General features: G+C 52.1%; 20 protein-coding genes. 18 read left to right on the forward strand and 2 right to left on the reverse strand.

Annotation, left to right across the window (positions count from 1 at the left end; translation table 11 throughout):
• Positions 1-2 precede the first annotated feature (2 nt).
• From D4L85_RS04300 to D4L85_RS04340, 9 genes are all read left to right on the forward strand, one after another.
• The gene (locus tag D4L85_RS04300; protein ID WP_119753155.1) at positions 3-350 is read left to right on the forward strand and encodes a hypothetical protein; all 348 of its coding nucleotides are present in this window, start codon (positions 3-5) and stop codon (positions 348-350) included.
• On the forward strand, positions 337-696 hold the full coding sequence (locus D4L85_RS04305) for a hypothetical protein (protein ID WP_119753156.1): 360 nt from the start codon (positions 337-339) through the stop codon (positions 694-696). Before D4L85_RS04300 ends, D4L85_RS04305 begins: the two co-directional genes overlap by 14 nt.
• Positions 697-717: 21 nt before the next feature.
• Complete coding sequence (gene ku / locus D4L85_RS04310; protein ID WP_119753157.1) at positions 718-1,482, forward strand: non-homologous end joining protein Ku; 765 nt, start codon at positions 718-720, stop codon at positions 1,480-1,482.
• Positions 1,483-3,510, forward strand: coding sequence for a DNA ligase D (gene ligD, locus D4L85_RS04315; RefSeq protein ID WP_228450770.1), 2,028 nt, complete (start codon positions 1,483-1,485; stop codon positions 3,508-3,510).
• 177 nt (positions 3,511-3,687) lie between these two features.
• Complete coding sequence (locus tag D4L85_RS04320) at positions 3,688-4,851, forward strand: PQQ-dependent sugar dehydrogenase (RefSeq protein ID WP_119753158.1); 1,164 nt, start codon at positions 3,688-3,690, stop codon at positions 4,849-4,851.
• Between the two features lie 200 nt (positions 4,852-5,051).
• Positions 5,052-5,642, forward strand: a complete 591-nt coding sequence (locus tag D4L85_RS04325; protein WP_119753159.1) for a TetR family transcriptional regulator — start codon at positions 5,052-5,054, stop codon at positions 5,640-5,642.
• A gap of 12 nt (positions 5,643-5,654) precedes the next feature.
• Entirely contained in the window at positions 5,655-6,980 is a 1,326-nt protein-coding gene (locus tag D4L85_RS04330) for a TolC family protein (RefSeq protein ID WP_160143532.1), read from the forward strand.
• 21 nt (positions 6,981-7,001) lie between these two features.
• Positions 7,002-8,078, forward strand: coding sequence for an HlyD family secretion protein (locus D4L85_RS04335; RefSeq protein ID WP_119753161.1), 1,077 nt, complete (start codon positions 7,002-7,004; stop codon positions 8,076-8,078).
• Between the two features lie 9 nt (positions 8,079-8,087).
• Complete coding sequence (locus D4L85_RS04340; RefSeq protein WP_119753162.1) at positions 8,088-9,665, forward strand: DHA2 family efflux MFS transporter permease subunit; 1,578 nt, start codon at positions 8,088-8,090, stop codon at positions 9,663-9,665.
• A 69-nt stretch (positions 9,666-9,734) separates the two neighbouring features.
• Here D4L85_RS04340 and D4L85_RS04345 read toward each other — a convergent pair whose 3' ends face one another.
• Positions 9,735-10,289 (reverse strand): type 1 glutamine amidotransferase domain-containing protein, encoded by a 555-nt coding sequence (locus tag D4L85_RS04345; protein ID WP_119753163.1) that lies wholly within the window; start codon positions 10,287-10,289, stop codon positions 9,735-9,737.
• Positions 10,290-10,556: 267 nt separating this feature from the next.
• On the opposite strand from D4L85_RS04345, the gene D4L85_RS04350 reads away from it, so the two are divergent.
• The 8 genes from D4L85_RS04350 to D4L85_RS04385 all read left to right on the forward strand — a co-directional run bounded on the left by D4L85_RS04350 (position 10,557) and on the right by D4L85_RS04385 (position 22,302).
• Positions 10,557-10,859, forward strand: a complete 303-nt coding sequence (locus D4L85_RS04350; protein ID WP_160143533.1) for a DUF6660 family protein — start codon at positions 10,557-10,559, stop codon at positions 10,857-10,859.
• A gap of 124 nt (positions 10,860-10,983) precedes the next feature.
• Positions 10,984-15,339 carry a CusA/CzcA family heavy metal efflux RND transporter gene (locus D4L85_RS04355; protein ID WP_119753165.1) on the forward strand — a complete coding sequence of 1,452 codons (4,356 nt, stop codon included), beginning with the start codon at positions 10,984-10,986 and terminating at the stop codon, positions 15,337-15,339.
• A 12-nt stretch (positions 15,340-15,351) separates the two neighbouring features.
• Positions 15,352-16,533: an efflux RND transporter periplasmic adaptor subunit gene (locus D4L85_RS04360; protein ID WP_119753166.1), complete on the forward strand. Its 1,182-nt coding sequence runs from the start codon at positions 15,352-15,354 to the stop codon at positions 16,531-16,533.
• A gap of 81 nt (positions 16,534-16,614) precedes the next feature.
• Positions 16,615-17,784 carry a mannonate dehydratase gene (gene uxuA, locus D4L85_RS04365; RefSeq protein ID WP_228450771.1) on the forward strand — a complete coding sequence of 390 codons (1,170 nt, stop codon included), beginning with the start codon at positions 16,615-16,617 and terminating at the stop codon, positions 17,782-17,784.
• A 98-nt stretch (positions 17,785-17,882) separates the two neighbouring features.
• Positions 17,883-19,616 carry a GMC oxidoreductase gene (locus tag D4L85_RS04370; RefSeq protein WP_119753168.1) on the forward strand — a complete coding sequence of 578 codons (1,734 nt, stop codon included), beginning with the start codon at positions 17,883-17,885 and terminating at the stop codon, positions 19,614-19,616.
• A gap of 2 nt (positions 19,617-19,618) precedes the next feature.
• Positions 19,619-20,185: a gluconate 2-dehydrogenase subunit 3 family protein gene (locus D4L85_RS04375; RefSeq protein ID WP_119753169.1), complete on the forward strand. Its 567-nt coding sequence runs from the start codon at positions 19,619-19,621 to the stop codon at positions 20,183-20,185.
• A 41-nt stretch (positions 20,186-20,226) separates the two neighbouring features.
• Positions 20,227-21,309, forward strand: a complete 1,083-nt coding sequence (locus D4L85_RS04380; protein WP_119753170.1) for a Gfo/Idh/MocA family protein — start codon at positions 20,227-20,229, stop codon at positions 21,307-21,309.
• 69 nt (positions 21,310-21,378) lie between these two features.
• Positions 21,379-22,302 carry a polysaccharide deacetylase family protein gene (locus D4L85_RS04385; RefSeq protein WP_119753171.1) on the forward strand — a complete coding sequence of 308 codons (924 nt, stop codon included), beginning with the start codon at positions 21,379-21,381 and terminating at the stop codon, positions 22,300-22,302.
• Between the two features lie 56 nt (positions 22,303-22,358).
• On the opposite strand, the gene rsgA is transcribed toward D4L85_RS04385, so the two are convergent.
• Entirely contained in the window at positions 22,359-23,423 is a 1,065-nt protein-coding gene (gene rsgA, locus D4L85_RS04390; RefSeq protein WP_119753172.1) for a ribosome small subunit-dependent GTPase A, read from the reverse strand.
• Positions 23,424-23,784: 361 nt separating this feature from the next.
• On the opposite strand from rsgA, the gene D4L85_RS04395 reads away from it, so the two are divergent.
• Positions 23,785-26,196: an ABC transporter permease gene (locus D4L85_RS04395; protein WP_119753173.1), complete on the forward strand. Its 2,412-nt coding sequence runs from the start codon at positions 23,785-23,787 to the stop codon at positions 26,194-26,196.
• Positions 26,197-26,263: the final 67 nt, after the last annotated feature.

Consider the following 26,263-nt stretch of genomic DNA (forward strand, 5'->3'; position numbering starts at 1 on the left):
TTATGGAAGAGCCGAAGAAATCCGCGGAGAAAATTGTAGAGGCCGCTGCCGACCTGGTGGAGACCTACCGCAACCTCATTACGGTGCGCGTGGTGGAGCAAACCTCTTTGGGCGCATCCGTCAGCATTGTGGGGATCCTGCTTTTGCTGGTGGCCGGTTTCATTCTGCTCTTTATGGGCGTTGGCCTGGCGTGGTGGGCCGGCGAAACACTCGACAATATGAAGGCCGGCTTCTTCATCGTCGGCGGCTTCTATGCCGTGGTGCTGCTCGTCCTGCTGTTGACCGCGCGCAAGGTCATTTTACCCAACATCCGCAACCTGCTGATCAAAAAGATCTATGAGCAAGATTAGCAACTACACCGAACTGCTGGCCGAACGCCACCGCCTGGAAGCTCTGTTGCGCGAACACAAAGCCACCATTGCCACGGAAGTCGGCGTGATCAAGGAAAAGCTCCATCCCGTTTTTGCTTTGGTTTCCTTCCTGGGCATTTTCCAGCGAAAGCCCAACCAAAGCCTGCTCCAGTTCGGTGCCGACGTGGGGGTGGAGTTGTTGCTCCGTCAAAAGCTCTTGGCAAAGTCGAACTGGGTCACGCGGTTCGTGCTCCCTTTCCTGGCGAAAGGGGCAACGGCCAAAGTGCTGGAGAAAATAAGTGCGAGACCAAAATCAAAACAACTTATTCAAGAAACGGCCGGATGACGGCCATGAAATTGAAACGCTATGAAAGCCATTTGGAAAGGAGCGATCGGGTTCGGCCTGGTGAACATCCCCGTGAAACTCTATAGCGCATCCCAATCCAGCGACCTGGACCTGGACATGCTTGACAAAAAAGACCTGGCCCATATTCGCTTTCACCGGGTGAACGAAGACACCGGAAAAGAGGTCGATTGGAAAAATATCGTGAAGGCCTATAAATACAACGGTGACTATGTCGTGTTGGACGACAAGGATTTTCAACAGGCGAGTCCTGACAAAACGAAGATCATCAACATCGATCATTTCATCGCCGAAGAAGAGGTGGAGAGCCTTTACTTCGAAACGCCGTATTACCTGGAACCTGAAAAATCGGGTGAGAAAGCCTACCTGTTGCTACACGAAGCGTTGGAGAAAAGTGGCAAGGCCGGGGTGGGCAGTTTCGTCCTGCGCAGCAAGGAGCATCTATGCATTTTAAAACCTTACGAAAAAGTTATCCTGCTAAACAAGATCCGGTTTGCTGAAGAAATTCGTGACACCAGCTCGATAAAAGTCCCCAAGGCCACCAAGGTGAAACCCACCGAATTGAAGATGGCCCTTTCCCTGATCGATCAGCTCACTACCAAGTTCAAGATCGATTCGTTTAAAGATACCTATGCCAGCGAATTGCTGAAGCTCATCAAGGCCAAAGCCAAAGGGAAACCCGTGAAACATGCGCCCATGAAAGTGACGCACCGCAAGACCGAAGACCTGATGAGCATGTTGAAAGCCAGCATAAAAAAAGCATCCTAAATGAGCCTGACCACCGCACATCGACGACAGGAACGCGGCGCCTTGCCAAAAAACGTTCGCGCCGTGCGGTCGGCACGCGATAAACTAACGAACTTTCATCATCCCATGCTGGCGCAGATCGGCGATAAGCCGTTTGACGACAACGGCTGGCTGTTTGAAGTGAAGTGGGACGGCTATCGCGCCGTGGCCGAGGTGAACAAGAACGACGTGCGTCTGTATTCGCGGAACGGCCTTTCCTTCCTGGACCTCTATGCACCCGTCGCCCAGGAATTGAAGAAAATAAAAGACGACGTGATGCTCGACGGCGAAATCGTGGTGCTGGACGATCACAGCAAACCCAGTTTTCAAAAATTGCAACACTACGACGAGAATCGCAACCGGCCGCTGGTGTATTACGTTTTTGATTGTCTTCGCTATAAAAACAAAGACCTCACCCATCTTCCCCTTGAGGAGCGCAAGAAGATCCTGGAAAAATTGCTGCCCAAAAGCAACATCATCCGTTATTCCGATCATGTTGAAAATGAAGGCACCGCTTTTTTCCACAAAGTCTCGGAAATGGGACTCGAAGGCATGATCGCCAAAAGGAAGAACAGCACCTATACAGAAGGAAAACGTTCGAATGACTGGCTGAAGATAAAAAATCAAAACACGCAAGAAGCCATCATTGCGGGCTTCACGGAGCCGCGCAACAGCCGCAGTTATTTTGGCGCGCTTATTTTAGGCATGTATGAGAAAGGGCAGTTGAAATACATCGGTCACACCGGAACCGGGTTCACGGAGAAAGTATTGAAAGAGATCCACAACCTCCTGAAACCTCTTGTTCGCGAAACCTCGCCTTTCGAGGAACACGTGCCGGTGAACTCGCCCGTGACCTGGGTTGAGCCCGTGAAAGTGTGCCAGGTAAAATTTACCGAGATCACCGACGACGGCATTTTGCGTCACCCCGTCTTTATGGGGTTGCGCATCGACAAAGCAGCCCGGGATGTCGATCACGTCGACGTGAAGAAACCAAACCCAAAAGCCGTGGATAAAAAAACCAGCCCATCGCAAAAGAACGTCTCCCGAAAGAGCACACCAAAAAAACTTCCCTCCGGCAAGGATGCGACAGCGGAGGAGCCAAAAGACGGTGTCATCAAACGTGTTGACGGCCACGAGCTTCGTCTCACGCATCAAGGCAAAGTGTATTGGCCCAAGCGCGGCATCACTAAAGGGGATGTCATTGCCTATTACGAAACGATCTATCCCTACATCATTCCCTATCTGAAAGACAGACCGGAGTCGTTGAAGCGAAATCCGAATGGCATCGAGAACAAGGGATTTTTCCACAAAGACGCCGGGCAAGCCGCTCCATCGTGGGTGAAGCACATCCCGCTATACTCGGAGAGCTCCAAAAAAGAGGTTGACTACATTCTCTGCAACGACAAGGCTACACTGCTCTATTTAAACAACCTCGGTTGCATCGAGATCAACCCCTGGAATTCGCGGGTGAAAAACCTCGACAAACCGGACTATCTCGTGCTGGACATCGACCCTTCGGAGAAAAATACATTCGATGAAGTGATCGAGGCAGCGCTGGCCATCAAAGAAGTGCTGGATAAGGCTGGAGCCAACGGGTATTGCAAAACTTCGGGGGCTTCGGGATTGCATATCTATGTTCCCCTGCATGCGCAGTATGACTACGATCACGCGCGCGACTTTGCAGAGATCGTTGCCCGGCTTGCAGGAGAGAAACTACCCCGCATCACCACGCTCGAGCGTTCGCTATCAAAAAGAAAAAATCGCATCTACCTCGATTATCTCCAAAACAGCAAGGGCCAGACCTTGGCTTCGGCCTACAGTCTTCGCCCGGTGGAAGACGCCACGGTCTCTACTCCCCTGACCTGGAAAGAAGTGAAGCCGGGATTGCACCCCAGCCAGTTCACCATCACCACCCTTGCCAAGAGACTCACCAAGACCGGTGACCTCTTTGCGGGCGTGCTCAAGGAAAAAACAAATCTCAACGCTTGTCTAAAAAAATTGGGGGCATGAGGCACCACGGCTAACGCTATATTATTATGTCACGCTGGAATTTAACCATCCTCTTGGTCTCCCTCCTTTTATGGGCAGCTTGCAGTTCACAAAAAAAAAGCGCGGGAGGCCGCGGCGCATTACAAAAAAACATCGTCTTCCGACACCCTGGCGGCGCCATATGCCACCAAATCCAGCATGAACTTTAGCAACGTGGTAGGTTGGAAAGATGCGATGCCCATGGCCCCGGCGGGCTTCAACGTAACGATCTATGCCGACGCGTTTCAAAACCCGCGGTGGTTGTACGTCACCCCCAACGGCGATATCCTGGTGGCCGAAAGCAACAGCAATCACCCGCTGCTCGAACGGATCGGCGCGCTCTTTATCGGTGCAACCCGGTCCAACAGCATGAAACACAGTGCCGACCGCATTACCTTGTTGCGCGATGCCAATCACGACGGTGTCCCGGAAGTGCGCGAAACATTCTTGTCCCACCTAAACCAGCCTTTTGGCATGCTGGTGTTGGGAAACTGGTTTTATGTAGCCAACACGGATGGCCTCTGGCGTTTTCCTTACACGCCGGGTCAAACCAAGATTTCCGGAAAAGGAGATAAGATCGTCGACTTGCCCGCCGGCAAACACAACCGTCACTGGACCCGCAACCTCATTGCCAACGCCGAAGGCTCTAAAATATATATCGCCGTAGGTTCCGGCAGCAACGTAGCCGAATACGGCATGGCCAACGAACTTTTACGCGCCGACATCCTGGAGATCAACCCCGATGGGAGCGACCTGAGAGTATATGCCAGCGGACTGCGCAACCCCGTTGGGATGGGATGGGCAGTGGGCACCAAAACCCTGTGGACCGTGGTGAATGAACGCGACGAATTGGGCGATGAACTTGTGCCCGACTATTTCACCCACGTAGAGGAAGAAGGATTCTACGGCTGGCCCTATGTCTATTATGGACAGCACGAAGATCCGCGGGTGAAAGACAAACCCGTGATGGCCAAAGCGGCCATCGTTCCCGACATGAACCTCAATTCCCACACCGCGTCGCTGGGATTGGCGTTTTATACCCAAAAAGCATTTCCTGAAAAGTATCACAACGGTGCCTTTATCGTGCAACACGGATCGTGGAACCGATCCATTCTTTCGGGCTATAAAGTTTTGTTTGTGCCTTTTCAAAACGGCAAGCCGTCCGGTAAGCCCGAAGATTTTCTCACCGGATTCATCGTAAATCTCGAAAAAGAAAAAGTGCACGGCCGGCCGGTGGGGGTTGTAGTGCTCCCCGATGGTTCTTTGCTGATTACCGATGATGTGACCAATACCATTTGGCAGGTGCGTTATGCTGCCAAATAACATTTCAAGTTTTCCCCGATTTTCCCCTTGGAAAGTTGTCGCATAAACGGCGACAACCGTTTGCCCCCATTCTAATTTTAAAAAAAATTCTAGGCTTTTCATCCGTTTGCATACCCCCTGAAAAGCGTTTTAAACAATATTGTTTTAAACATTTGTTTAAATTTAAACAACCGTTTAATTTTGGGTCCGTTATCAAGCATATGACAAGCGACAAAATACTTTCGGCGGCCCGCGAGCTCTTTGAAGAGAAAGGTTTCGACCTGACCAGCGTTCGCGAAATTGCTGCGCGGGCAGGTGTCAATGTGGCATTGATCAATTATCACTTTGGCTCCAAAGAAAATTTGCTCTTCACGACCATGGAGACTTCCATGGATACCACCCGGATGAAACTGAGCGACATCAACTCGTCCAATCAGACACCCGAAGAAAAATTAAAACAAGTCACCGCGTTATACGTAAACAAAATCTTCACGAACTGTAAGTTCTATCACTTCATTCACCGTGAGTTTGCCAACACCACGCGAACGGAACTCGTGGAAGGTTTTACAAAGATCCTGAACCGAAACACCAACGAACTGCGCAAGTTCTTGGAAGACGGCCAAAAGAAAAAAGTGTTTCGTAAAGAAGCAGACCTGGAACTGGTCATGGCTACCATGTCCGGTATCATTTACCAGACCACACACGCCCTTTTCAGCAAACGCTACCGGCGCCCCGACGAAGATGACGACGCCTTCCGGACGCGCATTGAGAAGTACTTGTACGAATTACTCCTTAAATACCTAAAGAAATAGATGTTCAAATTTATGTATAGAAAAATCAGTATCGGATTGGTAAGCCTGCTGGCCGTGTTCCAGTTACAGGCGCAGTCGGTTAAAACCATAACCTTGAAGGAAGCCATTGACCTGGGATACACCAACAGCAAGCAATTGATGGTTTCCAACGCCAAGGTGAAAGAAGCTCAGGCGAAATTGGCGGAAGCAAAAGACCGGGCATTGCCGGATGTAGGTGTGAGCGGAACGTATCTCCACATCAACACACCGAACATTTCGATGTCCAACTCCAGCAGTTCAAATAGCGGTTCCAGTTCGGACTCGCCCCTGGCTGCCTTCTCCAGTTTACATGACATCGGATTAGCGCAGTTAACGGCGTCGATGCCCGTGTTCAACGGCATGAAGATCCGCAACACCAAGATCATGAATGATTATCTGCAACAAGCGGCACAATACGACGCGCAGACTACTAAAAGCCAGGTGGCCATCAACACGATCAAGGCGGTCTATCAATATTATGAGCTGCAACAAAGCCGCCGCACCATTGAAGAAAATTTGAAGCACGAACAGCAACGCGTCACGGAATTTAAAAACCTGGAGTCACAAGGTTTGCTGGCCCGCAACGACCGGTTGAAAGCCGAGTTGCAAGCCAACAACGTAGAGCTCGCGCTCACCGAAGTGAACAACAGCGTGAAAGTGGCGGAGTATAATCTCACGATCCTGCTGGGCCTGCCCGACGATACCGCCATTCAACTGGACACCACTTCGATGTTTGACCTGGCAAAACTCACCACGTGGGAAGAGTCGCTGCAAAACGGTCTGGCGAATCGGACAGAAATAAAATCAACTGATCTCCAAATCAAAGCCAGTGAATCGGGCTATAAAATTGCCAAAGCCGATCGCCTGCCCACCCTTGCGGTGAGTGCGGGTTATGTAAATGCCTACATACCGAATGTACTGACCGTGACCAACGCGGTGAACGGAGGTCTGTCATTGAAATACAGCATCACCGGCGCGATTCACGCCAAGCACTCCATGCACGAAGCCAAAGCGCGTTTCGACCAGGCAACGGCCTACAACCAAATGGCCACCGACCAGGTGAAACTGGATGTGCGCCAAAAATTCCTGAAATCACAGGAGATGCTGGACAAGCTCGTCATCAACGAGCGGGCTATCGAGCAAGCACAGGAAAACTTCCAGATCTCGCAAAACAAATACAAACAAGGCCTGCTCATTCTCTCCGACTATCTCGATGCCGACGTGGCGTTGCTGCGGACCAAGATCGACTACTTTACGACCCGGGCGGAGAGCATGATCGCCTACTATGAACTTCAGGAATCAATGGGAACACTTCAATAAAACAGCATCATCATTAAACGTATGGAAACGAAACCAAAAAAGAATAAAAGATTTGCCATTGTGTTAGGCGTCTTGGTTATTGCCGGAGCTTCCTTCGGTATCACAAAATATATTCACGGACAACACCACGAAGAAACAGACGACGCCCAGGTGGAAGGCGATATCAGCCCCATCATTCCCAAAGTGCCGGGCTACATCGATCGCTTGTTGGTCGACGACAACGTCACCGTGAAAAAGGGCGACACATTGGTGGTCTTGGATGACCGCGACCTGGCGTTGCGCGTACTGCAGGCACAAGCCTCGCTTGACAATGCAAAAGCCAACCTGGATGCTGTGCGGGCAGGCCTTACTACTTCTACCGAAAACGTGCTGACCGCGAAGTCAAACCTCGAAGCATCCGAATCCAGCATTTCCATTGCCGAAGTGCGGGCGCGTCGTGCCGAACAAGATTTTAAACGTTACCAGGAGCTGATCAAATCCAACTCCATCACGCTGCAACAATACGAACAAGCCGAAGCCGACAGAGATGCGGCATTAAAACAACTGGAAGTATCAAAGCGTCAACGCGAAGCTTTGTCGCGCGAGACTTCTTCGCGCAGGGCACAAAGCACCGTGAGCGGTCGCAACATTGCCCTGGCCGAAACCGTAGTGAAAGAACGCGAAGCTGATCTCGAGTTTGCCAAGCTTCAACTTTCGTATGCCTACATCCTGGCGCCCACAGACGGTGTCATCTCCCGCAAGAGTGTTCAACCCGGACAACTTGTTCAAGCCGGCCAATCGCTTTTCGCGCTCGTGACCGCAAAACAAAAATGGGTGATCGCCAACTTCAAGGAAACGCAATTGGAAAAAATGAAACCCGGACAAGTGGTGGAGATTGCTGTAGATGCTTTCCCCCACGAATCGTTCCTGGGCAAAGTGGAGTCGCTTTCGCCGGCCACCGGTGCACGGTTTGCCTTGTTGCCTGCCGACAATGCTTCGGGCAACTTTGTGAAAGTGGTACAACGCGTGCCGGTGAAGATCGTGCTGACCGACGCACCTGAAAAAGCAAGCCTGCTCCGCGCCGGCATGAACGTGATCGTGGACGTACATTTAGACTAATCGAATTCTATGCTTCAGCAAGAATCTTTGGTAGAGTATGGTTGGAAGCGAGTGATCATCACCATCACCGCGGTGATGTGTGCCTTGCTGGAGATCATCGATACCACCATCGTGAACGTGGCGCTCAATGAAATGAAGGGAAACCTGGGCGCCACACTCAACGACGTGAGCTGGGTCATCACGGCCTATGCCATCGCCAACGTGATCATCGTTCCGCTGACCAGTTGGTTGTCGCAACAATTCGGACGCCGCAATTATTTCGCGGCTTCCATCATCATATTCACCATCTCCTCGTTCTTGTGCGGCAACGCCGACAACATTTGGGAGCTGGTGTTCTTCCGCTTCATCCAGGGTTTGGGTGGAGGTGCATTGCTGGTAACTTCGCAAACCATCATTACCGAAGTTTACCCGCCCGAAAAAAGAGGTATGGCCCAGGCATTGTATGGCATGGGTGTGATCGTTGGTCCTACACTGGGTCCTCCTCTGGGCGGTTATATTGTCGATAACTATTCGTGGCCCTACATTTTCTATATCAACATCCCCATTGGCGTGATTGCTACGCTGCTGACGATGTCGTATGTGAAGAGCCCCAACTACGGCGGCAAGAAATCGCTGGCCGATGTGGATTGGCTGGGCATCTTGTTCCTGGTCATGGCCGTGGGCGCACTTCAATTTGTGTTGGAAAAAGGACAAGAGCACGACTGGTTTGAGTATGGCTGGATCGTGGTGTTGTCGGTAGTTGCCTTCCTCGGTGTATACCTGTTCGTCTGGCGAGAGCTCGTCGTGAAAGACCCCGTGGTAGATCTACGGGTGCTGAAAGACAAAAATCTCGCGATCGGCACCGTGCTGTCATTCATCTTGGGTTTCGGGTTATACGGATCTACGTTTGTGATCCCGCTCTTTACCCAGAATGCTTTGGGATGGACGGCTTTGCAATCCGGTTTGATGCTCGTGCCGAGTTCCGTAGCCACCGGTTTGATGATGCCCATTGTAGGGCGTGCCATTCAAAAAGATATTCCGCACAAGTACCTCATCGCGTTGGGCTTCTCCGTATTCTTCGGGTATAGTCTGTGGGCGTATACGATCATCACGCCGTTCACCGGCGAAAGCGATTTCTTTTGGTTGCTGATGACACGCGGGATTGGGTTGGGCTTCTTGTTTGTTCCTACCACGACCCTGGCGCTTTCATCTCTCAAAGGAAAAGAGATTGGACAAGGTGCAGCGTTTACGGGTATGGTACGCCAATTGGGAGGATCGTTTGGCATTGCTTTGATCAGTACTTATATCAGCCGTCAAACTGTGCAGCACCGTGCCAACCTTGTGGCCAACGTGACAGAGTACAGCACAAACGTTCAGCAACGCCTCGCCGGATTGAAGGCAAGCTTCATGGCCAGCGGAAGCGGTGCGGAGCAAGCCAGCTTGCAGGCACATAAGATCATTGACGGCATGGTGACGCGGCAAGCCGCTTTGCTTACCTACATGGATGTGTTCCTGGGCATCGGCGTGTTCTTCCTGATCTGTGTGCCGCTGGTATTGCTGTTAAAGCCGGCGAAGAACAAAGTGGATATGAGCAACGTTGGGCACTAAGCCCTTTCCATATAGTTTACAGGAAGAAGGCGCACGGTACTCCGTGCGCCTTCTTGTTTTAAAAGAACATCATACTTTGGCATGAATGCCTTCCTGAAGTTCTTCCAAAAGTTTTTGATTGAAGGCTTCCAGATCTGCCGGCGAACGGCTGGTAACCAAACCGTTGTCCACGACTACTTCCTTGTCCGTCCAGGTTGCGCCCGCATTGATCAAGTCGGTCTTGATCGATTTGTACGACGTCATCTCACGACCATCCACTACGCCTGCTTCGATAAGGGATTGCGGGCCGTGACAGATGGCGGCCACGGGTTTGCCGGCTTCGAAGAACTCCTGGATGAAACGCACCGCTTCTTTGTTGGTGCGTAGTTTGTCGGGGTTGATCACACCACCGGGCAAGACCAGGCCGTCGTAGTCGTCGGCTTTCGCTTCTGAAATGTGTTTGTCCACCTTCAGGGTGATGCCCCAATCCTTCTCATCCCAACCCCGCACTTCCTTCGGTTGGGGCGACACAATGTGCACCGTCACACCCTTCGCTTCCATCGCTTCCTTCGGGCTTGTCAGTTCGGATTGCTCGAATCCGCTTTCGGTGAGGATCGCCACTTTCAATTTTTTCAGGTCTTCCATGATTGACATTATTTTGGTGATACAGGTACTAACTCCCTAGGCCGCGGACAACATTCATACCACGCTCAAAGTCGTTTTCGCGTGGCCTGTCAGGCCTATCCGCCCGGTAAGAAACCGGGAGGGCTGCAACAGGGTGGGGAAATATTTACCATGAACCGGCGGACGAAAGTTTGATTTAGGTTGATCAAAGCTCCAAAAGGGCCTGCAAGGCATAAATTTCCGGCAAATGAAAACCTGTTGCATGACGATTCCTGTTACCTTTGGTACGTGAAGCTTCTTCTTATCCTCTTTGCGTTCTACTTCTCCATCCTGGCCGGCTACCCGTGCAGCGATGCCGACGAGCGTGCGCAAGAGGGAACGGCCCTTCACCTGCAACACGCACAACCCGGCGCAGACCAATGCTCGCCGTTTTGTATCTGCGCCTGCTGCGCCACCAGCGTGCAACTCACGGCCGACGCCATTCTGTTAACCGTTGCACCCAGCCACAATTCGAAATTCATTACGCCTTACCTGGATAGACACCTCGTCCATAACCAGACGCCCGTCTGGCAGCCACCCCGGCATTCATAATCCATCCTTTTCTGGGCATTCCCGAAACCGCCACGCTGTCTCGCACGGAAGATAGACGGCGTCATCTTTTTTTGTCGCGGACCGGCTATGTGCATGCATGGCCCTTTATCCATATGCTAAAACTATGTTAGATAAGATCATTCATTTTTCCATCCACAACAAGTTCATCGTTGGCCTCTTTGTCGTCGGGCTGATCGCGTGGGGAAGCTATTCGCTCACACAGCTTCCCATCGACGCCGTGCCGGACATCACCAACAATCAAGTGCAGGTGTACACCGTTTCGCCTTCCAATAGTGCGGAAGACATCGAGCGCTTTGTGACCTTCCCGATCGAGCAGAGCATGGCGACCATTCCTGGCAAGGAAGAAATACGGTCAATTTCTCGGTTTGGTCTTTCGGTGGTGACCATTGTTTTCCGAGAGAACATCGATGTGTATTGGGCGCGTCAACAAGTGAACGAACGGCTCAGTGAGGCCTTGACCCAGATCCCTACCGGCATGGGCACGCCCACACTCGCACCTGTAACGACTGGGCTAGGCGAGATTTTCCAGTACATTTTACGACCCGAGCCAGGCTACGACTCCGTTTATTCCGCCATGGAGTTGCGCACGCTGCAGGATTGGATCGTGCGCCGGCAATTGCTGGGCACGGAGGGTGTGGCCGACGTGAGCAGTTTCGGAGGATTTCTGAAACAATATGAAATTACACTCAATCCCGAACGCTTGCGCAGTATGAACATCAGTATGAACGATGTTTTCATCGCCCTCGAAAAGAATAATCAAAACATAGGCGGTGCTTACATCGACAAAAAACCGAATGCCTATTTTATCCGCAGTGAAGGGCTCATCAAAAGCACCGAAGATATCAACAACATCGTTGTGAAGCGAGACATACATGGCATACCGGTACTGATCCGCAATGTAGCCGACGTCCATTTCGGTCACGCCACACGGTATGGCGCGATGACGCGCAACACGGAAGGCGAGGTAGTGGGTGGCTTGGTGCTCATGCTGAAGGGGGCAAACTCCTCGAGCGTCATCGTCAACGTGAAGGAGCGCATCGCCCAGATCCAAAAAAATCTACCTGAAGGTGTCACCATCGAGCCCTTCCTCGATCGCACCAAACTGGTAAACAACGCCATTGGCACGGTGACGAAAAACCTGTCAGAAGGTGCACTCATCGTGATTCTCGTGCTGGTCTTGCTCCTGGGAAATTTGCGGGCGGGCCTCATCGTAGCGTCAGTCATTCCGTTGGCGATGCTATTCACGGTTTCTATGATGAATCTTTTTGGAGTCTCGGGAAATCTCATGAGCCTGGGTGCTATCGACTTTGGATTGATCGTGGATGGGGCGGTCATTATCGTGGAAGCCACCATGCATCACCTGGGCGTCCGCAACCTGGCGCGCAGGCTCACGCAAGAAGAAATGGATATTGAGGTATACCAGTCAGCATCCAAGATCAGGAACAGCGCAGCGTTTGGCGAGATCATCATTCTCATTGTATATCTGCCCATCCTGGCCTTGGTTGGAACTGAGGGAAAAATGTTCAGGCCGATGGCCGAAACGGTTTCATTCGCCATTCTGGGTGCGTTCATTCTTTCGCTAACCTATGTGCCGATGATGAGCGCGCAGTTCCTCAGCAAGAACGTTGCGCCCAAGCGGACCATCTCCGACCGGATTATGAACTTCTTTCATCGCCTCTACGATCCTGCTATTCGTTTTGTCATTCATCAAAAAATGATTGTCGTGGTGGGCGCCGTGTTGCTGTTCCTATTCAGTCTGTTCCTGTTCAATACCTTGGGCGCGGAATTTATTCCCACCTTGGAAGAGGGTGACTTCGCCGTCGAGACGCGCATACTGACGGGCAGCAGTTTATCGAAGTCGATCGAAACTGCCACGCAATCGTCGAAGGTGATCCTGGCAAATTTTCCGGAGGTCAACGAAGTGGTAGCCAAGATCGGGTCATCCGAGATTCCCGTCGATCCGATGCCGGTGGAATCATTTGACTTGATTGTCATTTTGAAAGACAAATCCGAATGGACCAGCGCCGAAAACCGCGAAGCGCTTGCCGAAAAAATGCAAACCACATTGGAACAACATGTGCCGGGTGCTACCTACGGTTTTCAGCAACCCATTCAAATGCGATTCAATGAACTCGCTACTGGCGCACGTCAGGACGTTGTCGTGAAAATTTATGGCGAAGACATGAGCCAACTCTCGGCCTATGCCGAACAAGTGGGTGCCATTGCCGAGAAAGTTAACGGCGCACAAGATGTTTATGTGGAGCGCATGGCCGGTTTGCCCCAGATCGTAGTCCATTTCGATCGCGCCAAACTGGCCCAATTTGGATTGAACGTTGAAGAGGTGAACCGCGTCATCCGCGCGGGTTTTGCCGGTGAGGTTGCCGGGCTTGTGTTCGAGCACGAGCGACGTTTTGATCTGGTGGTGAGGCTCGATCAACAGAATCGTCAAAGCATCGACGACTTGCGAACGCTCTATATTACGGCGACCGACGGACGTCAAGTGCCGCTATCACAACTGGCTTCGATCGAGATGGTGACAGGCCCCAACCAAATCCAGCGCGATGATGCCAAACGACGCATTCTTGTTGGCTTCAACGTGCGTGGACGCGATGTAGAAAGTATCGTCACCGAGATGCAGAAGAAGATCGATCAGCAGGTAAAATTTGCGCCGGGCTATTACGTGACCTATGGCGGGACATTCGAAAACCTGCAACAAGCGCGCACCCGGCTCAGCATCGCCGTGCCGATAGCGCTGGCGTTGATCTTCCTGCTTTTGTATTTCACGTTTCACTCACTTGGCCAAAGCCTCCTCATCCTCACCGCCATCCCGCTGTCGGCCATCGGCGGCATTTTCGCTTTGTGGATCCGGAACATGCCGTTTAGTATTTCCGCAGGCATTGGCTTCATCGCTTTGTTTGGAGTGTCCGTGCTCAACGGCATCGTGTTGCTGGCAGAGTTCAATCATTTGAAAAGCGAGGGCGTCAGCGATCTGAAAGAAATCGTTTTGAAAGGGACCGCGGTGCGCTTGCGCCCGGTCATCATGACGGCGTTGGTAGCGTCGTTGGGATTTTTGCCCATGGCCTTGTCGCAAGGCAGCGGGGCGGAAGTGCAGAAACCTTTGGCCACGGTGGTGATCGGTGGCCTGATCAGCGCCACGTTGCTCACGCTGCTGGTGTTACCGTGTTTGTATATCTATTTGGAAAAAAGAGTAAAAATGAAACCTATCGTCACCATCATTCTCCTCCTGGCGCTGGCATTGCCGGGAGTGTCTGTGGCGCAAACGCCTTCCCCGCTCACGGTGGAGAGCGCTGTTGCGCTGGCGTTGCAACGAAACCCTTCGGTGAAGGCGGCCACTTACGATGTGGAAGCCAGCAAGTACATGAAGCAAACGTCCGGTGAGATTGGGAAGACATCGGTGTTGGCCACGATCGGACAATACAACAGCATCGCGAAAAACGACAACAACATCACCGTCACCCAGACCATTCCTTTCCCCACGGTCTTCGGGGCGAAAAGCGCTTTGGGCAAAGCCCAGGTGGAACGTCGTGAGATCGTGAAGGCCTCTACCGAAAATGAGCTGGCCTACGAAGTGAAGTCCACGTGGTATCAATTGGCCTATTTGAAAAAACTGAATCGCTGGCTCCAGCAACAAGACAGCACGTTCACGGCCTTTGCGAAAGCCGCCGCGGCCAAACAGCGCGTAGGCGAAACCAACCTCCTGGAAAAAACGACAGCCGAGGCCAGCGCGCAACAATTCCACACCACCTTGCGGCAGAACGAAGCCGACATTCTCATTTTTCAAAAGCGCCTGCAGACGTTGTTGTTTGCCGATCAGCCGGTAGACATTCAGTCGGACCCATTGGCTCCACGCGATTTCATCCCCGGCGACAGCGCGAGCGTTGCCATGAACCCAATCCTGCGTCTTTATCGTCAAGACATTGCCGTCACTGAAAAAGAAAAGTCGCTGGAAAAAAATCATCTTCTGCCCGATCTCACCTTCGGCTACTTCAACCAAACCCTGATCAGCACGCCCTTGAATGTGGCGAACACAGAATTGGCCACATCGGCGAATCGCTTTCAGGGTTTTCAAGTAGGGTTGAGCATTCCCCTCTGGTTTCATCCGCAGGCCAGCCGGATCAAGGCTGCGGAGATGACAAGGCTTTCGGCAGAGAGTCGCTATGCGCAAACGAAAAAGAACACAGAAAGCCAGTATGCCATATTGCTACAGGAATGGGAGAAATACCGGTCGTCACTCAACTATTATCAGCAAAGCGCACTCCCGCAGGCAGCGCTCATCCTAAAGCACGCCGACAAAGCGTACCGGAGTGGCGACATCGGTTATGTGGAATATCTGCAGGGACTCAACACCGCCACCGCGCTCCAGGTGGGCTACCTGGAAACGTTAAACAACTACAATCAAAGCGTACTGCGCATCGAATTCATTCAAGGTCAATTGTAATTCTAAAGACATATGTTCAAGATCTCAAATTTTGCAAAATACATCATCCCCGTGGCCGTCCTGGTTGTCGCGTCGGCTTGTCAAAAACCAAAACCGGAAGAGACACCCCAAGTTGAAGAAGCTGCCGTTCATGGCGATGCCGTAGAGTTTACGGCCGATCAATTTGCTACAGCAGGCATTCAATGGGGAAAGATTGAACGGCGGGCGCTTACCGGGGCCGTTACCGTAAATGGTATGTTGGACGTGCCGCCGCAAAATCTCGTAAGCATCTCGGCGCCGTTGGGGGGCTTTTTGAAATCGACCGAACTGTTACAGGGAAAAGCAGTACGCAAGGGTGAAGTGGTGGCCGTCATGGAAAGCACCGAATACATTCAGCTTCAGCAAGACTACCTGGAACAAAAAAGCCAATTGGATTTTTTGCAGGAAGAGTTCAAGCGACAGGAAGAGTTGTCGAAAGAGAATGTGAACGCGACGAAAACGCTGCAGCAATCCAAGGCCGCCTATCTGGGCATGTTGGCGAAAGTGAACGGGCTGCGTGGAAAACTCCAGCTCATCAACATCAACCCGGATCAATTGGAGAAGACGTCCGAGATCCACCAAACCATTCCGCTGTACTCGCCCATCAGTGGTTTTGTCACGGAGGTGAACGCCAACATCGGCATGTACGTCACGCCCACCCACGCTATTTTCAAGATCGTGGACACGCAGCATTTGCATGCCGAGCTCACGGTGTTTGAAAAGGATGTGCTCAAGCTCAAGATCGGGCAAAAGGTAAGGTTCGTGTTGGCCAATGAAAGCCGGGAACGCACGGCCACCATCCACCTCATCGGCCGCGAGATCAGCGAACAGCGCACCGTGCGCGTACACTGTCATCTCGACAACGAGGACACCAACCTGCTGCCCGGCATGTATCTGACCGCCCAGGTGGAAACCGGCAACCATGAGACGCCAACCTTGCCCGATGAAGCCATCGTGGCCTTTGAAGGAAAGAAATATATTTTCACGACACCCGACGGCGCCGGTGAAAACGGTCGCACGTTTAAATTGACCGAAGTAAAAACCGGCGTCCACGAAAACGGGTTTACGGAAGTGATCACTCCGCAAGAATTCTCACCAAACGCAGCTGTTGTCGTAAAAGGCGCGTATGATATCCTGGGCAAACTGAAGAACAGCGAGGAAGGCGAGGAACATTAGCATCGAAAAAAGTCCATTATGAAGTAGTGAAGTTCTAGCGGACTGTATATTTTCGTCCTCCAAATAATTTTAGTTGCGATCATGATGATGGAACAAACCATGCGCTGGTACGGGCCCAACGATCCGGTCAGTCTCGCTGATATTCGTCAAGCCGGGTGCACCGGTGTGGTCACCGCCCTGCATCACATTCCCGTGGGCGAGGTGTGGACCATCGAAGAGATCAACCTCCGCAAAGCCATGATCGAAAAAGCGGGGCTGGGATGGACTGTTGTGGAAAGCCTGCCCGTGCACGAAGACATCAAGCGTCAAACCGGCGACTACCTGCGCTACATCGAACAATATAAAGAGAGTCTTCGCAACGCCGGCCGGTGTGGGTTGAAGGTGATCACGTACAATTTTATGCCCATCCTGGATTGGATGCGCACCGACATTTCGTATACCCTTCCCGATGGGAGCAAAGCCCTCTACTTTGAGCGGGCCGCGTTCATTGCCTTCGATCTCTTTTTGTTAAAGCGACCCGGCGCGGAGAAAGACTACACGGCGGCCGAACAACAATCGGCACGCGAGCGCTTCGACAGCATGAGTGAAGCGGAGCGTCAAAAATTGTTTCGAAATACTTTGTTGGGCCTTCCCGGCAGCGATGTTCCATTCACGCCGCAGGAAATATTGGAGGCGTTGAAAAAATACGAAGGCATCGACGCGTCAAAACTAAAGGAAAATCTTTTCCATTTTCTCCAGAAAATTATCCCCGTTGCGGCGGAGGCCGGTGTGAAAATGGCTATTCATCCCGACGATCCTCCCTACCCCATCCTGGGTTTGCCCCGCATCGTGAGCACGGAAAAGGATGCGACCGAGATCATCCAAGCTGCTCCGTCGCCGGCCAACGGTCTTTGCTTTTGCACCGGTTCCTATGGTGCCCGCGCCGACAACGACTTGCCGGGTATGATCCAACGCTTGGGTGATCACATCCACTTCCTCCACCTGCGCAGCACCCAACGCGATGCGCAGGGAAATTTCTATGAAGCTAACCACCTGGAAGGCGACGCCAACATGCCCGCGGTGGTGCACGAGATCGTTCGCCTGATGCAACGACGCAAAACGTCCATCCCGATGCGACCCGATCATGGTCACCAAATGCTGGACGACCTGAACAAAACGACCTACCCAGGCTATTCGGCCATCGGGCGGCTGAGAGGGCTGGCGGAATTGCGAGGACTGGAGCTCGGTATCCGTCGTTCGATCGAAGGATAAAATGGAAAGGCGACAGCCATCCATCAACTTTTAATTCAATCGTTTGCTTTAGTCGGATTCGGTTTTCAATTTTAGTTCGAAAACCAACTGACGCGTCCATGCAAAAAGATAGTAGTTCTGTGAATGTCAATGCCGCCGGCGTGGCTAAAAATACCTATGATGCCATCGTCATCGGTTCAGGCATCAGTGGTGGATGGGCTGCAAAAGAACTCTGCGAACAAGGGTTGAAAACGCTGGTACTGGAGCGGGGCCGAAATGTAGAGCACCTGAAAGATTATCCTACCGCCACGAAAGCGCCCTGGGAACTTGAACACCGCGGACGAATGCCCCGGAAGTTTCTGGAAGAAAATCCACTCATTAGTAAAGCTGCGGGCTTCGGAGAAGAATCCGCACACTTCTTTATCAAAGACAAGGATCATCCTTACGTACAAGAAAAACCTTTCGATTGGATTCGCGGTTACCAGGTCGGCGGCAAATCGCTCACCTGGGGACGCGCCACACAACGGTGGAGCAATTTTGAATTCACTGCCCCCGACCGCTTTGGCTATGGTTTGGACTGGCCCATCCGTTACAACGATGTGGCGCCATGGTATTCGCATGTTGAAAAATTTATCGGCATCTGCGGAAATAAAGACGGCATCGAAGCCATGCCCGACGGTGAGTTCCTTCCTCCCTTTGAATTCAACTGCATTGAATCCCATCTTCAAAAGAAAATCAAAGAACATTATAAGGATCGCCATCTCGTGCACGCCCGCTGGGCACACCTGACGCAGCCCACAGAACTTCACCTGAAGCAAGGAAGAGGAAAATGCCAGGCGCGCAACATGTGTATGCGAGGTTGTCCTTATGGCGGATATTTCAGTTCGGTGTCGTCCACATTGCCTTGGGCACATAAGACGGGAAATCTCACCGTTCGCCCCTTTTCGGTAGTGCACTCTATTATATACGACGAACAAAAAGGAAAAGCCACCGGTGTGCGCATCATCGACGCGAACACAAACGAGGCCACCGAATATTTTGCCCGCATCATTTTTGTGAACGGCTCGGCGTTGAACAGCACGCTGGTATTGCTCAACTCCAAGAGCAGTCGCTTCCCTAACGGGCTCGGCAATGATAGCGGTGTGCTCGGAAAGTATGTTGCTTTCCATCTCTATCGCGGAAGCGTATCGGCTTCAATCGAAGGTTTTGAAGATCGCTACACGTATGGTCGAAATCCAACGGAACCGATACTGGCCAATTATCGCAACCTGCACAAACAGGACACCGACTACTTTGGTGGCTTCACCACCTTTGTCGGTGCCTATCGGCCCCGGGGCTCCGAAGATGCCAGTGAAACAGAACTGGGTGCTCCGTTTAAAAGTGCACTATCCAAACCCGGAGGCTGGCGCACGTACATGTATATGCAAGGTGAGACCATCCCGAAAGCGTCGAACCATGTGCGGCTCAGTGATACGGAAAAAGATCAGTGGGGCATTCCCCTCCTGGTTACTTCGGTGGGATACGACGACAACGACGAAAAGATGATCAAAGACTTCCTAACTCAAAGCAGCGAGATGCTTGCGAAGGCAGGATGTCTTGACATCAGCCCCTACGACACGCACCAGGCGCCGGGTCTGGACATCCACGAAATGGGTGGTGCCCGCATGGGTCGCGATCCGAAGACCTCGATACTGAACGGATGGAATCAGGTCCACCATTGCAAAAACGTTTTCGTTACCGACGGTGCCTGTATGACCAGTACCGGCAATCAAAGCCCTTCGATTTTATATATGGCGCTGACGGCGCGGGCCGCAAGCCATGCCGTAGAAGAACTGAAACGCAAAAACCTCTGATCATGAACCGAAGAGAAGCTTTGGCCGCAACGGCCCGTGTGTTGGGTGGCAGTATTGTGGGAGCGCAGATCTTTCTGTCATCCTGCAAAACACCGGAGAAAAAACAAGAACCATTTTCCCCCGACGACATTGCGTTCCTCGACGCCGTCGGCGAAGTGATCATTCCCACGACAACGGATTCGCCCGGTGCAAAAGCTGCACGCATTGGGGACTTCATGCGCGTGATCGTTACGGACTGCTACAGCGATGCCGAACACAAAACGTTTATCGATGGCATGGCCACGTTAAAAGCATTAAGCCAAAAGCAATATGACAAGGACTTTGTCAAACTTTCGGGAGAGGAACAAAACACCTTGCTCGCGGCCGTGAACAAAGAAGCAAAAGCCTATGCCAGCACCAAACGGGAGGAAGATCCGGAACATTATTTTACCTTGATAAAACAGCTCACCACGTGGGGATATTTCACCTCTGAACCCGGCGCCACAAAAGCACTGAACTATCTCCCGGTGCCCGGCCGCTTCGAAGGTTGTGTGCCCTATAAAGAGGGGGAAAAAGCGTGGGCGCTTTGAGCATCGCATTCATAAAAAAATCAAACCACCATTTAAATCGCATGCAACGAACAAAAGTAGCCATCCTTGGCGCAGGATTCATCACCGACATTCACGTAGAAAGCTATCACCGCTTCATACCCGAAGCAGAAGTAGTAGCCGTTTATGCCCGCAACAAAGACAAGGCCAAGGCCTTTGCCGAAAAATATCACATCCCCCAATGGTTCGACAATGTAGACGAGCTCCTGCAAAAATCAGGATGCGAAGTGGTCGACATTTGTCTGCCGAACTTTCTCCATGCCGAAACCACATTGAAAGCAGCCAAAGCAGGGAAACACGTCATCATCGAAAAACCGTTGGCCGTTACGCTGGAAGAAGCCGATGCCATGATCGACGCGTGTAAGAAGGCAAACGTGAAGCTGATGTATGCCGAAGAATTATGCTTCGCACCAAAATATGAACGCGTTCGCCACCTGGTGAAAGAAGGTGCCGTGGGCAAAGTCTATATGCTGAAGCAAGCCGAAAAACATTCGGGACCCCATGGTGATTGGTTCTATGACATCAAGCAAGCCGGCGGCGGTGTGCTCATGGACATGGGCTGTCACGCTTTTGGTTGGTTCTTCTGGATGTTGAACAATGCAAAAGTAAAATCCGTATCCGCCAGCATGGCTACCGTGTTGCACGGGGGCCGCACGCAAGGCGAAGACAACTCGGTGGTGATCGTAGAATTTGAAAATGGCGTTACGGCCGTTGCCGAAAACAGCTGGGCGAAGCACGGAGGCATGGACGATAAAAGCGAAGTCTATGGCACCGAAGGCGTGATCTATGCCGACCTCTTCCTTGGCAATGCAGCGTTGGCCTATAGCAAGAACGGCTACGGCTATGCCATGGAGAAAGCCGACACCACTGCCGGCTGGAGCTTTCCGATCTTTGAGGAAGTCTTCAACCAAGGCTATCCGCATGAGCTGAAACATTTCATCGAGTGCGTTCAGCAAAATAAACAACCCCTCGTTACCGGGGAATTGGGTCGCGCCGTGCTGGAAGTCATTTATGCTGCCTACGCTGCCGCCGGGCAAGGCAAAAAGATAAACCTGCCTTTCCATGCCAAGGTGGACAAGCCCATTGATCTGTGGCTAAAACCATAAGTGCCTGCGAGGTCAAATCTTGCCCATAGGTCAAGCCTTCGAAACCAAATACCTTAACCAAATACCCCCATGCGAACCCTTGTACTCCTGTTTTTATTTTCGTTGTCGATCGGCGCACGAGCGCAACAGAAGACCGTTGCCGAACGGTTGGGCTATCCTAAAAACACCAAACTCCTCATCATCCACGCGGATGACCTCGGTGTCTCGCACAGTGAGAACGAAGCTTCTATTCAAGCGTTGGAAAAAGGCGCAGTGAATTCAGGGAGCATCATGGTGCCTTGTCCGTGGTTTCCGGAGATTGCGGCCTATGCAGTCGCCCATCCCAATGCAGACCTTGGCTTGCACCTCACGCTCACGGCCGAGTGGGATCCTTATAAATGGGGGCCGGTTTCGCATCAGCAAACCAAAAGCCTGAACACGCAAAAAGGTTTTCTGCCGGCCTCCGTTGAGGAGCTGGGAAAAATGGCGAGCCTCCAGGATGTGGAACAGGAGTTACGCGCCCAGGTAGAGCGGGCCAAACAATTTGGCGTGGACCCAACACACCTCGACACCCACATGGGCAGTGTGCTGGCCAATTTGGATTTCTTAAAGACCTATATCAAGTTGGGACACGAGTATAAGGTGCCCGTGCTCCTGAATCGCGATATTGTGAATATGTTTGGCGCGGCCAATTTCAATGGCCTGCTCACCGACAAGGATGTTATGCTGGATAAGATCGTGATGGCCATGCCCACCGATTATGCAAAGGGCATGAAAAATTTTTATACCGGAGCGCTCACTTCGCTTCAACCGGGTTTGAACTGTATCCTGTTACACGCGGCCTATGACAATGCCGAGATGAAGGCGGTCACCATCGGGCATCCGGACTTCGGAGCCGCCTGGCGGCAAGCTGACTTTGATTTTTTTAGCAGCGCTGATTGTAAGAAACTGTTAAAGGATAATGCCATTCAGTTGGTGACGTGGAAAGAGATTCGAGATAAACTCCTCCGATAAAAAAAGCCCCGGTCTCCCCGGGGCTTTTTGTTTGATCGAAAAACGCAGACGCAAAGTCAGTACTTGTATTTTTTGCGATAATTCTTCGCCTCACGCGTGATCTTGCCGAATTGTTTATTCAGTCGTTTTTTTTCTTCGGCGTCGATCTCGAAACGGCGTTGCTCTTTTTTCAGCTTCACATAGCTGTCGTAGACTTCGGAAGGAAGACTCCCGTGCTGAAGGGCCGCTATCACCGCGCATCCCAGTTCATCCACATGCTGGCAGTCGTTGAAACGGCATTGTGCCGCGAGTCGTTGGATGACGGGGAAGAGGTCGTCGGACGCGGCATCTTCATCCCCCGTGAGACCAAACTCGCGCATGCCCGGTGTGTCGATGAGCAAGCTGTCTTGTGGGAGACGAAAAAGATCGCGCGTCGTCGTGGTGTGCCTGCCTTTTTTGTTGGCTTCGCTGGTAGACCCGATGGCTTGTGTAACGGAAGTCATCAGCGCGTTGAGGAGTGAGCTTTTCCCTACGCCGCTGGAACCGATCATCACATACGTGCGTCCAGGTTGCAATAGGTTTTGTCTTAGCGCATCCAAGCCCATCCCGGTATAGGTACTGCACACTTGCACTGTGCAAGGGCGTTGCAATTTCTCGACGGCATCAACATACGCAGCCGGGTCGGTCACCAGGTCGGCTTTGTTCAGCACCACGATGGAGGCAATGCCGCAGGCCGTCAACTGCACCAGGTAACGCTCCAGGCGCATGATGTTGAATTCACGGTCGAGGCCCTGCACGATCACAGCGGCATCGATGTTTGTTGCCAGGATCTGCTTTTGGGTGGGGGCACCCGGGTTTCGGCGAGCCAGTGCGTTCTTGCGCGGAAGCACGTCGATGATATAGCCCATGGTGTCGTAGGCCATAAGTGAAACCCAGTCACCGACTTTCGGAAGCTCGGTGTTCTCGGCGCTGTAGAGCAGTTTCCCGGAGAGCTCGGTCTCCAGTTCGCCGTTTTCGGTTTGGGCATAATATTTAAATCCTTTGATGCTGACGATGCGGCCCAGGATGAGGCCATTCATTTCTATAGGTTGTGGATGCGACGAGCGATACGCTTGCCAGCCATACTGATCCAATGATGTCATGGTAAAAAAAAGTTTAGCAGACCATCCTAAACCAAAAGGCAAAGGCGATCTAGCAAATGGAAAATGGAAATAAAAGGGATGTTAGAAATCCGTGCGACAGGCGAAAGACGATCACAAAAATGCGACGGGCCTGTCGTTAGACCACCATTATTCCGGCAGATACGGGGCGATATGTAGAAACCATGATTGTCATAGGCTCATCAAAAATAGGAAAATTTAAACACATCGCCACAGTCCGGAATTGGACGCCGTTGGTCATAAACGGCCGGCGGGTCCCTTAAAATACGGGATTCCATTGGATTAGGATGAGATTCGGGCGTTGGTACGTAAATTGGGTAAAGCCAAGCGCTAACCCAATGCCATGTTAAAAAATTACTTTATCACCTCTTTCCGGAGCCTGCTCAAGAATAAAAACTACAGCCTCATCAACATCGGGGGGCTGACTTTGGGCATCACCTGTGTCTTTTTGATCCTGCAGTATCTTCGCACGGAGCTGGCCTACGACAGGTTCCACACCGGCGCGGAAAATATTTACCGCGTGGTCTGGGAAGGCGGTGATCCACAGACGCGCACTCCCCACCCCATGGCGCAGGCCATGGTGAGCGACTTTCCGGAAGTGGAGAGCGCGGTCAGCCTAACCCCGCTCTGGGGTCCCGGCCTCACCCGGCGGACGTTCTCCTTCCGGAACATGGAAAAAGATATTCAGTACGAGGAAAGAGAAGTACTGGCCGTGGACAGCACGTTCTTCAAAGTATTTTCATTCTCGTTGGTCAAAGGCGATCTCAACAAAGTATTGAAACGAACCGACGGTGTCCTGATCTCCGAATCGGCTGCCAAAAAATATTTCGGCAACGACGATCCCATGGACAAATTGCTGTCGGTAGACGACGACCGAAACACCATCGCGGTGATCGGTGTCTTCAAAGATGTGCCGGTGCTATCGCATTTTCATGCCGACTTCCTGGTGCCGTATGTCCGCGAAAAAGCGGGCAGCGATCCGGACAGTGAATATTATACCTGGAAAGATTTCGGCCACTACAATTACGTCCGCCTGAAGCCTGGAACGGATGCCAAGGCGCTTGAAGCCAAGCTCCTGCCGTGGATAAAAAAATATGAGGACTGGCCGTCCGAAACTTTCCGGTATCTCGAAGAGAATCACTATCGCTTCCGGCTGCAACCCATCACCGACATTCACTTGCGATCAAACCTGCGTTGGGAACTCGAGCCAAACGGCAACATCGAGTATGTGTATATGATGAGCGCTGCGGCCATCCTGATCCTGGTCATTGCCTGTATCAACTTTGTAAACCTCAGCACCGCGCAATCGTCGGGACGGGCCAAGGAGATTGGCATACGCAAATCGCTGGGCGCTTTCCGCGGGCAGCTGATGACGCAATTCACCGGGGAATCCGTGTTGGTGGCACTGGTGGCTACCGTGCTTTCGCTGGTGATCATCGAATTGATATCGCCACTGTTCAGTTTTGCCACCCATCAGCAAATGCACCTTACCGGCTACTCCATCGCAGCGCTCCTAACGCTTGGGCTGGTAGCCGGACTGCTGGCGGGATTCTATCCTTCGGTTTTTCTTTCTGGCGTGAAGCCTGCTTCGGTTTTGAAAGGCAAATTGCTGCAAAGTCCCCGGGGGGCGAGATTGCGAAATGGATTCACCGTGTTTCAGTTTAGCGCTTCCATGATCCTGATCTGTGTGAGCGCCATCATCTATAAACAATTGAACGCCGTGGAGCACCGCTCGCTCGGTTTCAACAAAGAAGCCGTCATCGTGATCCCGATAAAAAATCGCGCTGCCCTTCGCGGCCACCAGGATGAGTTGCACACGGAGCTCGGCAAATTGAAGGGCGTCATGGAAGTGTCGGCAGCCTCCAACATTCCGGGCCGCTCGTTCAACCAGCAAAACGTGCACGCCGTTGCCGATCCGAACCACGATGTCGACATGTCGGAATTTGACGTGAGCTATGACCTGCTGAAAGTGCTCGACATTCCGCTCGCCGACGGCCGCGACTTCCTCCGCGAAAATCCGGCCGACGCCACCGGCTTCCTGCTCAACGAGACCGCCGCCAGAAGCCTCAACCTGGATCAGCCCGTCGGGAAGGAAATTGTGTTGGATCGCGACGGTGATCTGCAAACGGGAAGCATCCTCGGCATCGTAAAAGATTTTCATTATCAATCGCTCCACCAGGCCGTGCAGCCCCTCATTTTCACCGTGCGCAACGCCTACTTCAACTATGTGCTCGTAAAATTAAACACCTCCGATTTCGATGCGACACTAAAGGATGTCACGGCTACCTGGAAAAAGTTCGACAACCGTTTCGGGTTCGAGTTCTCGTTCTTGTCCGACACGCTCAACGAACAATATGCCGAAGAACAAAAGATCTCCAATGTGCTGCTCGTGTTTTCGGTGGTGGCCATTCTTATTGCCTGCTTAGGGTTGCTGGGCATTGCTGCCCTCACCTTCCAGAACCGCACGAAGGAAGTGAGCGTGCGCAAAGTGTTGGGCGCAAGCTTTGCCGACCTGGTGTTCATCCTGTTGAAGGACTTTACCAAGCTCGTATTGTTCGCCGTCTTGCTGGCCACGCCGGTGGCCTGGTGGCTGATGAACGAGTGGTTGCAGAATTTCACTTACCGGGTAGAGGTAAATCCGTTTATCTTCGCCGGCGCCGGGTTGGCCCTCATTGGCCTGGCGTGGGGCACGCTCAGCGCCCTGACGTTGAAAATGGCCCGTGTCAATCCTGCGACCACGCTGAAAAACGAGTAGCCAGTTCCTTCCTGCTTTGCTGTGATCTCCCGGTTTTCCGGAAAGCCGAAAAAGCTTTCGGAATTAT

The sequence above is a fragment of the Chryseolinea soli genome (assembly GCF_003589925.1).
In the GTDB taxonomy this organism is placed as follows: domain Bacteria; phylum Bacteroidota; class Bacteroidia; order Cytophagales; family Cyclobacteriaceae; genus Chryseolinea; species Chryseolinea soli.

What these genes read in the sequence shown, in the direction of transcription:
- D4L85_RS04300 (WP_119753155.1), top strand. Translation starts at nt 3, where the DNA reads ATGGAAGAGCCGAAGAAATCCGCGGAGAAAATTGTAGAGGCCGCTGCC.
- D4L85_RS04305 (WP_119753156.1), top strand. Translation starts at nt 337, where the DNA reads ATGAGCAAGATTAGCAACTACACCGAACTGCTGGCCGAACGCCACCGC.
- ku (WP_119753157.1), top strand. Translation starts at nt 718, where the DNA reads ATGAAAGCCATTTGGAAAGGAGCGATCGGGTTCGGCCTGGTGAACATC.
- ligD (WP_228450770.1), top strand. Translation starts at nt 1,483, where the DNA reads ATGAGCCTGACCACCGCACATCGACGACAGGAACGCGGCGCCTTGCCA.
- D4L85_RS04320 (WP_119753158.1), top strand. Translation starts at nt 3,688, where the DNA reads ATGAACTTTAGCAACGTGGTAGGTTGGAAAGATGCGATGCCCATGGCC.
- D4L85_RS04325 (WP_119753159.1), top strand. Translation starts at nt 5,052, where the DNA reads ATGACAAGCGACAAAATACTTTCGGCGGCCCGCGAGCTCTTTGAAGAG.
- D4L85_RS04330 (WP_160143532.1), top strand. Translation starts at nt 5,655, where the DNA reads ATGTATAGAAAAATCAGTATCGGATTGGTAAGCCTGCTGGCCGTGTTC.
- D4L85_RS04335 (WP_119753161.1), top strand. Translation starts at nt 7,002, where the DNA reads ATGGAAACGAAACCAAAAAAGAATAAAAGATTTGCCATTGTGTTAGGC.
- D4L85_RS04340 (WP_119753162.1), top strand. Translation starts at nt 8,088, where the DNA reads ATGCTTCAGCAAGAATCTTTGGTAGAGTATGGTTGGAAGCGAGTGATC.
- D4L85_RS04345 (WP_119753163.1), bottom strand. Translation starts at nt 10,289, where the DNA reads ATGGAAGACCTGAAAAAATTGAAAGTGGCGATCCTCACCGAAAGCGGA.
- D4L85_RS04355 (WP_119753165.1), top strand. Translation starts at nt 10,984, where the DNA reads ATGTTAGATAAGATCATTCATTTTTCCATCCACAACAAGTTCATCGTT.
- D4L85_RS04360 (WP_119753166.1), top strand. Translation starts at nt 15,352, where the DNA reads ATGTTCAAGATCTCAAATTTTGCAAAATACATCATCCCCGTGGCCGTC.
- uxuA (WP_228450771.1), top strand. Translation starts at nt 16,615, where the DNA reads ATGATGATGGAACAAACCATGCGCTGGTACGGGCCCAACGATCCGGTC.
- D4L85_RS04370 (WP_119753168.1), top strand. Translation starts at nt 17,883, where the DNA reads ATGCAAAAAGATAGTAGTTCTGTGAATGTCAATGCCGCCGGCGTGGCT.
- D4L85_RS04375 (WP_119753169.1), top strand. Translation starts at nt 19,619, where the DNA reads ATGAACCGAAGAGAAGCTTTGGCCGCAACGGCCCGTGTGTTGGGTGGC.
- D4L85_RS04380 (WP_119753170.1), top strand. Translation starts at nt 20,227, where the DNA reads ATGCAACGAACAAAAGTAGCCATCCTTGGCGCAGGATTCATCACCGAC.
- D4L85_RS04385 (WP_119753171.1), top strand. Translation starts at nt 21,379, where the DNA reads ATGCGAACCCTTGTACTCCTGTTTTTATTTTCGTTGTCGATCGGCGCA.
- rsgA (WP_119753172.1), bottom strand. Translation starts at nt 23,423, where the DNA reads ATGACATCATTGGATCAGTATGGCTGGCAAGCGTATCGCTCGTCGCAT.
- D4L85_RS04395 (WP_119753173.1), top strand. Translation starts at nt 23,785, where the DNA reads ATGTTAAAAAATTACTTTATCACCTCTTTCCGGAGCCTGCTCAAGAAT.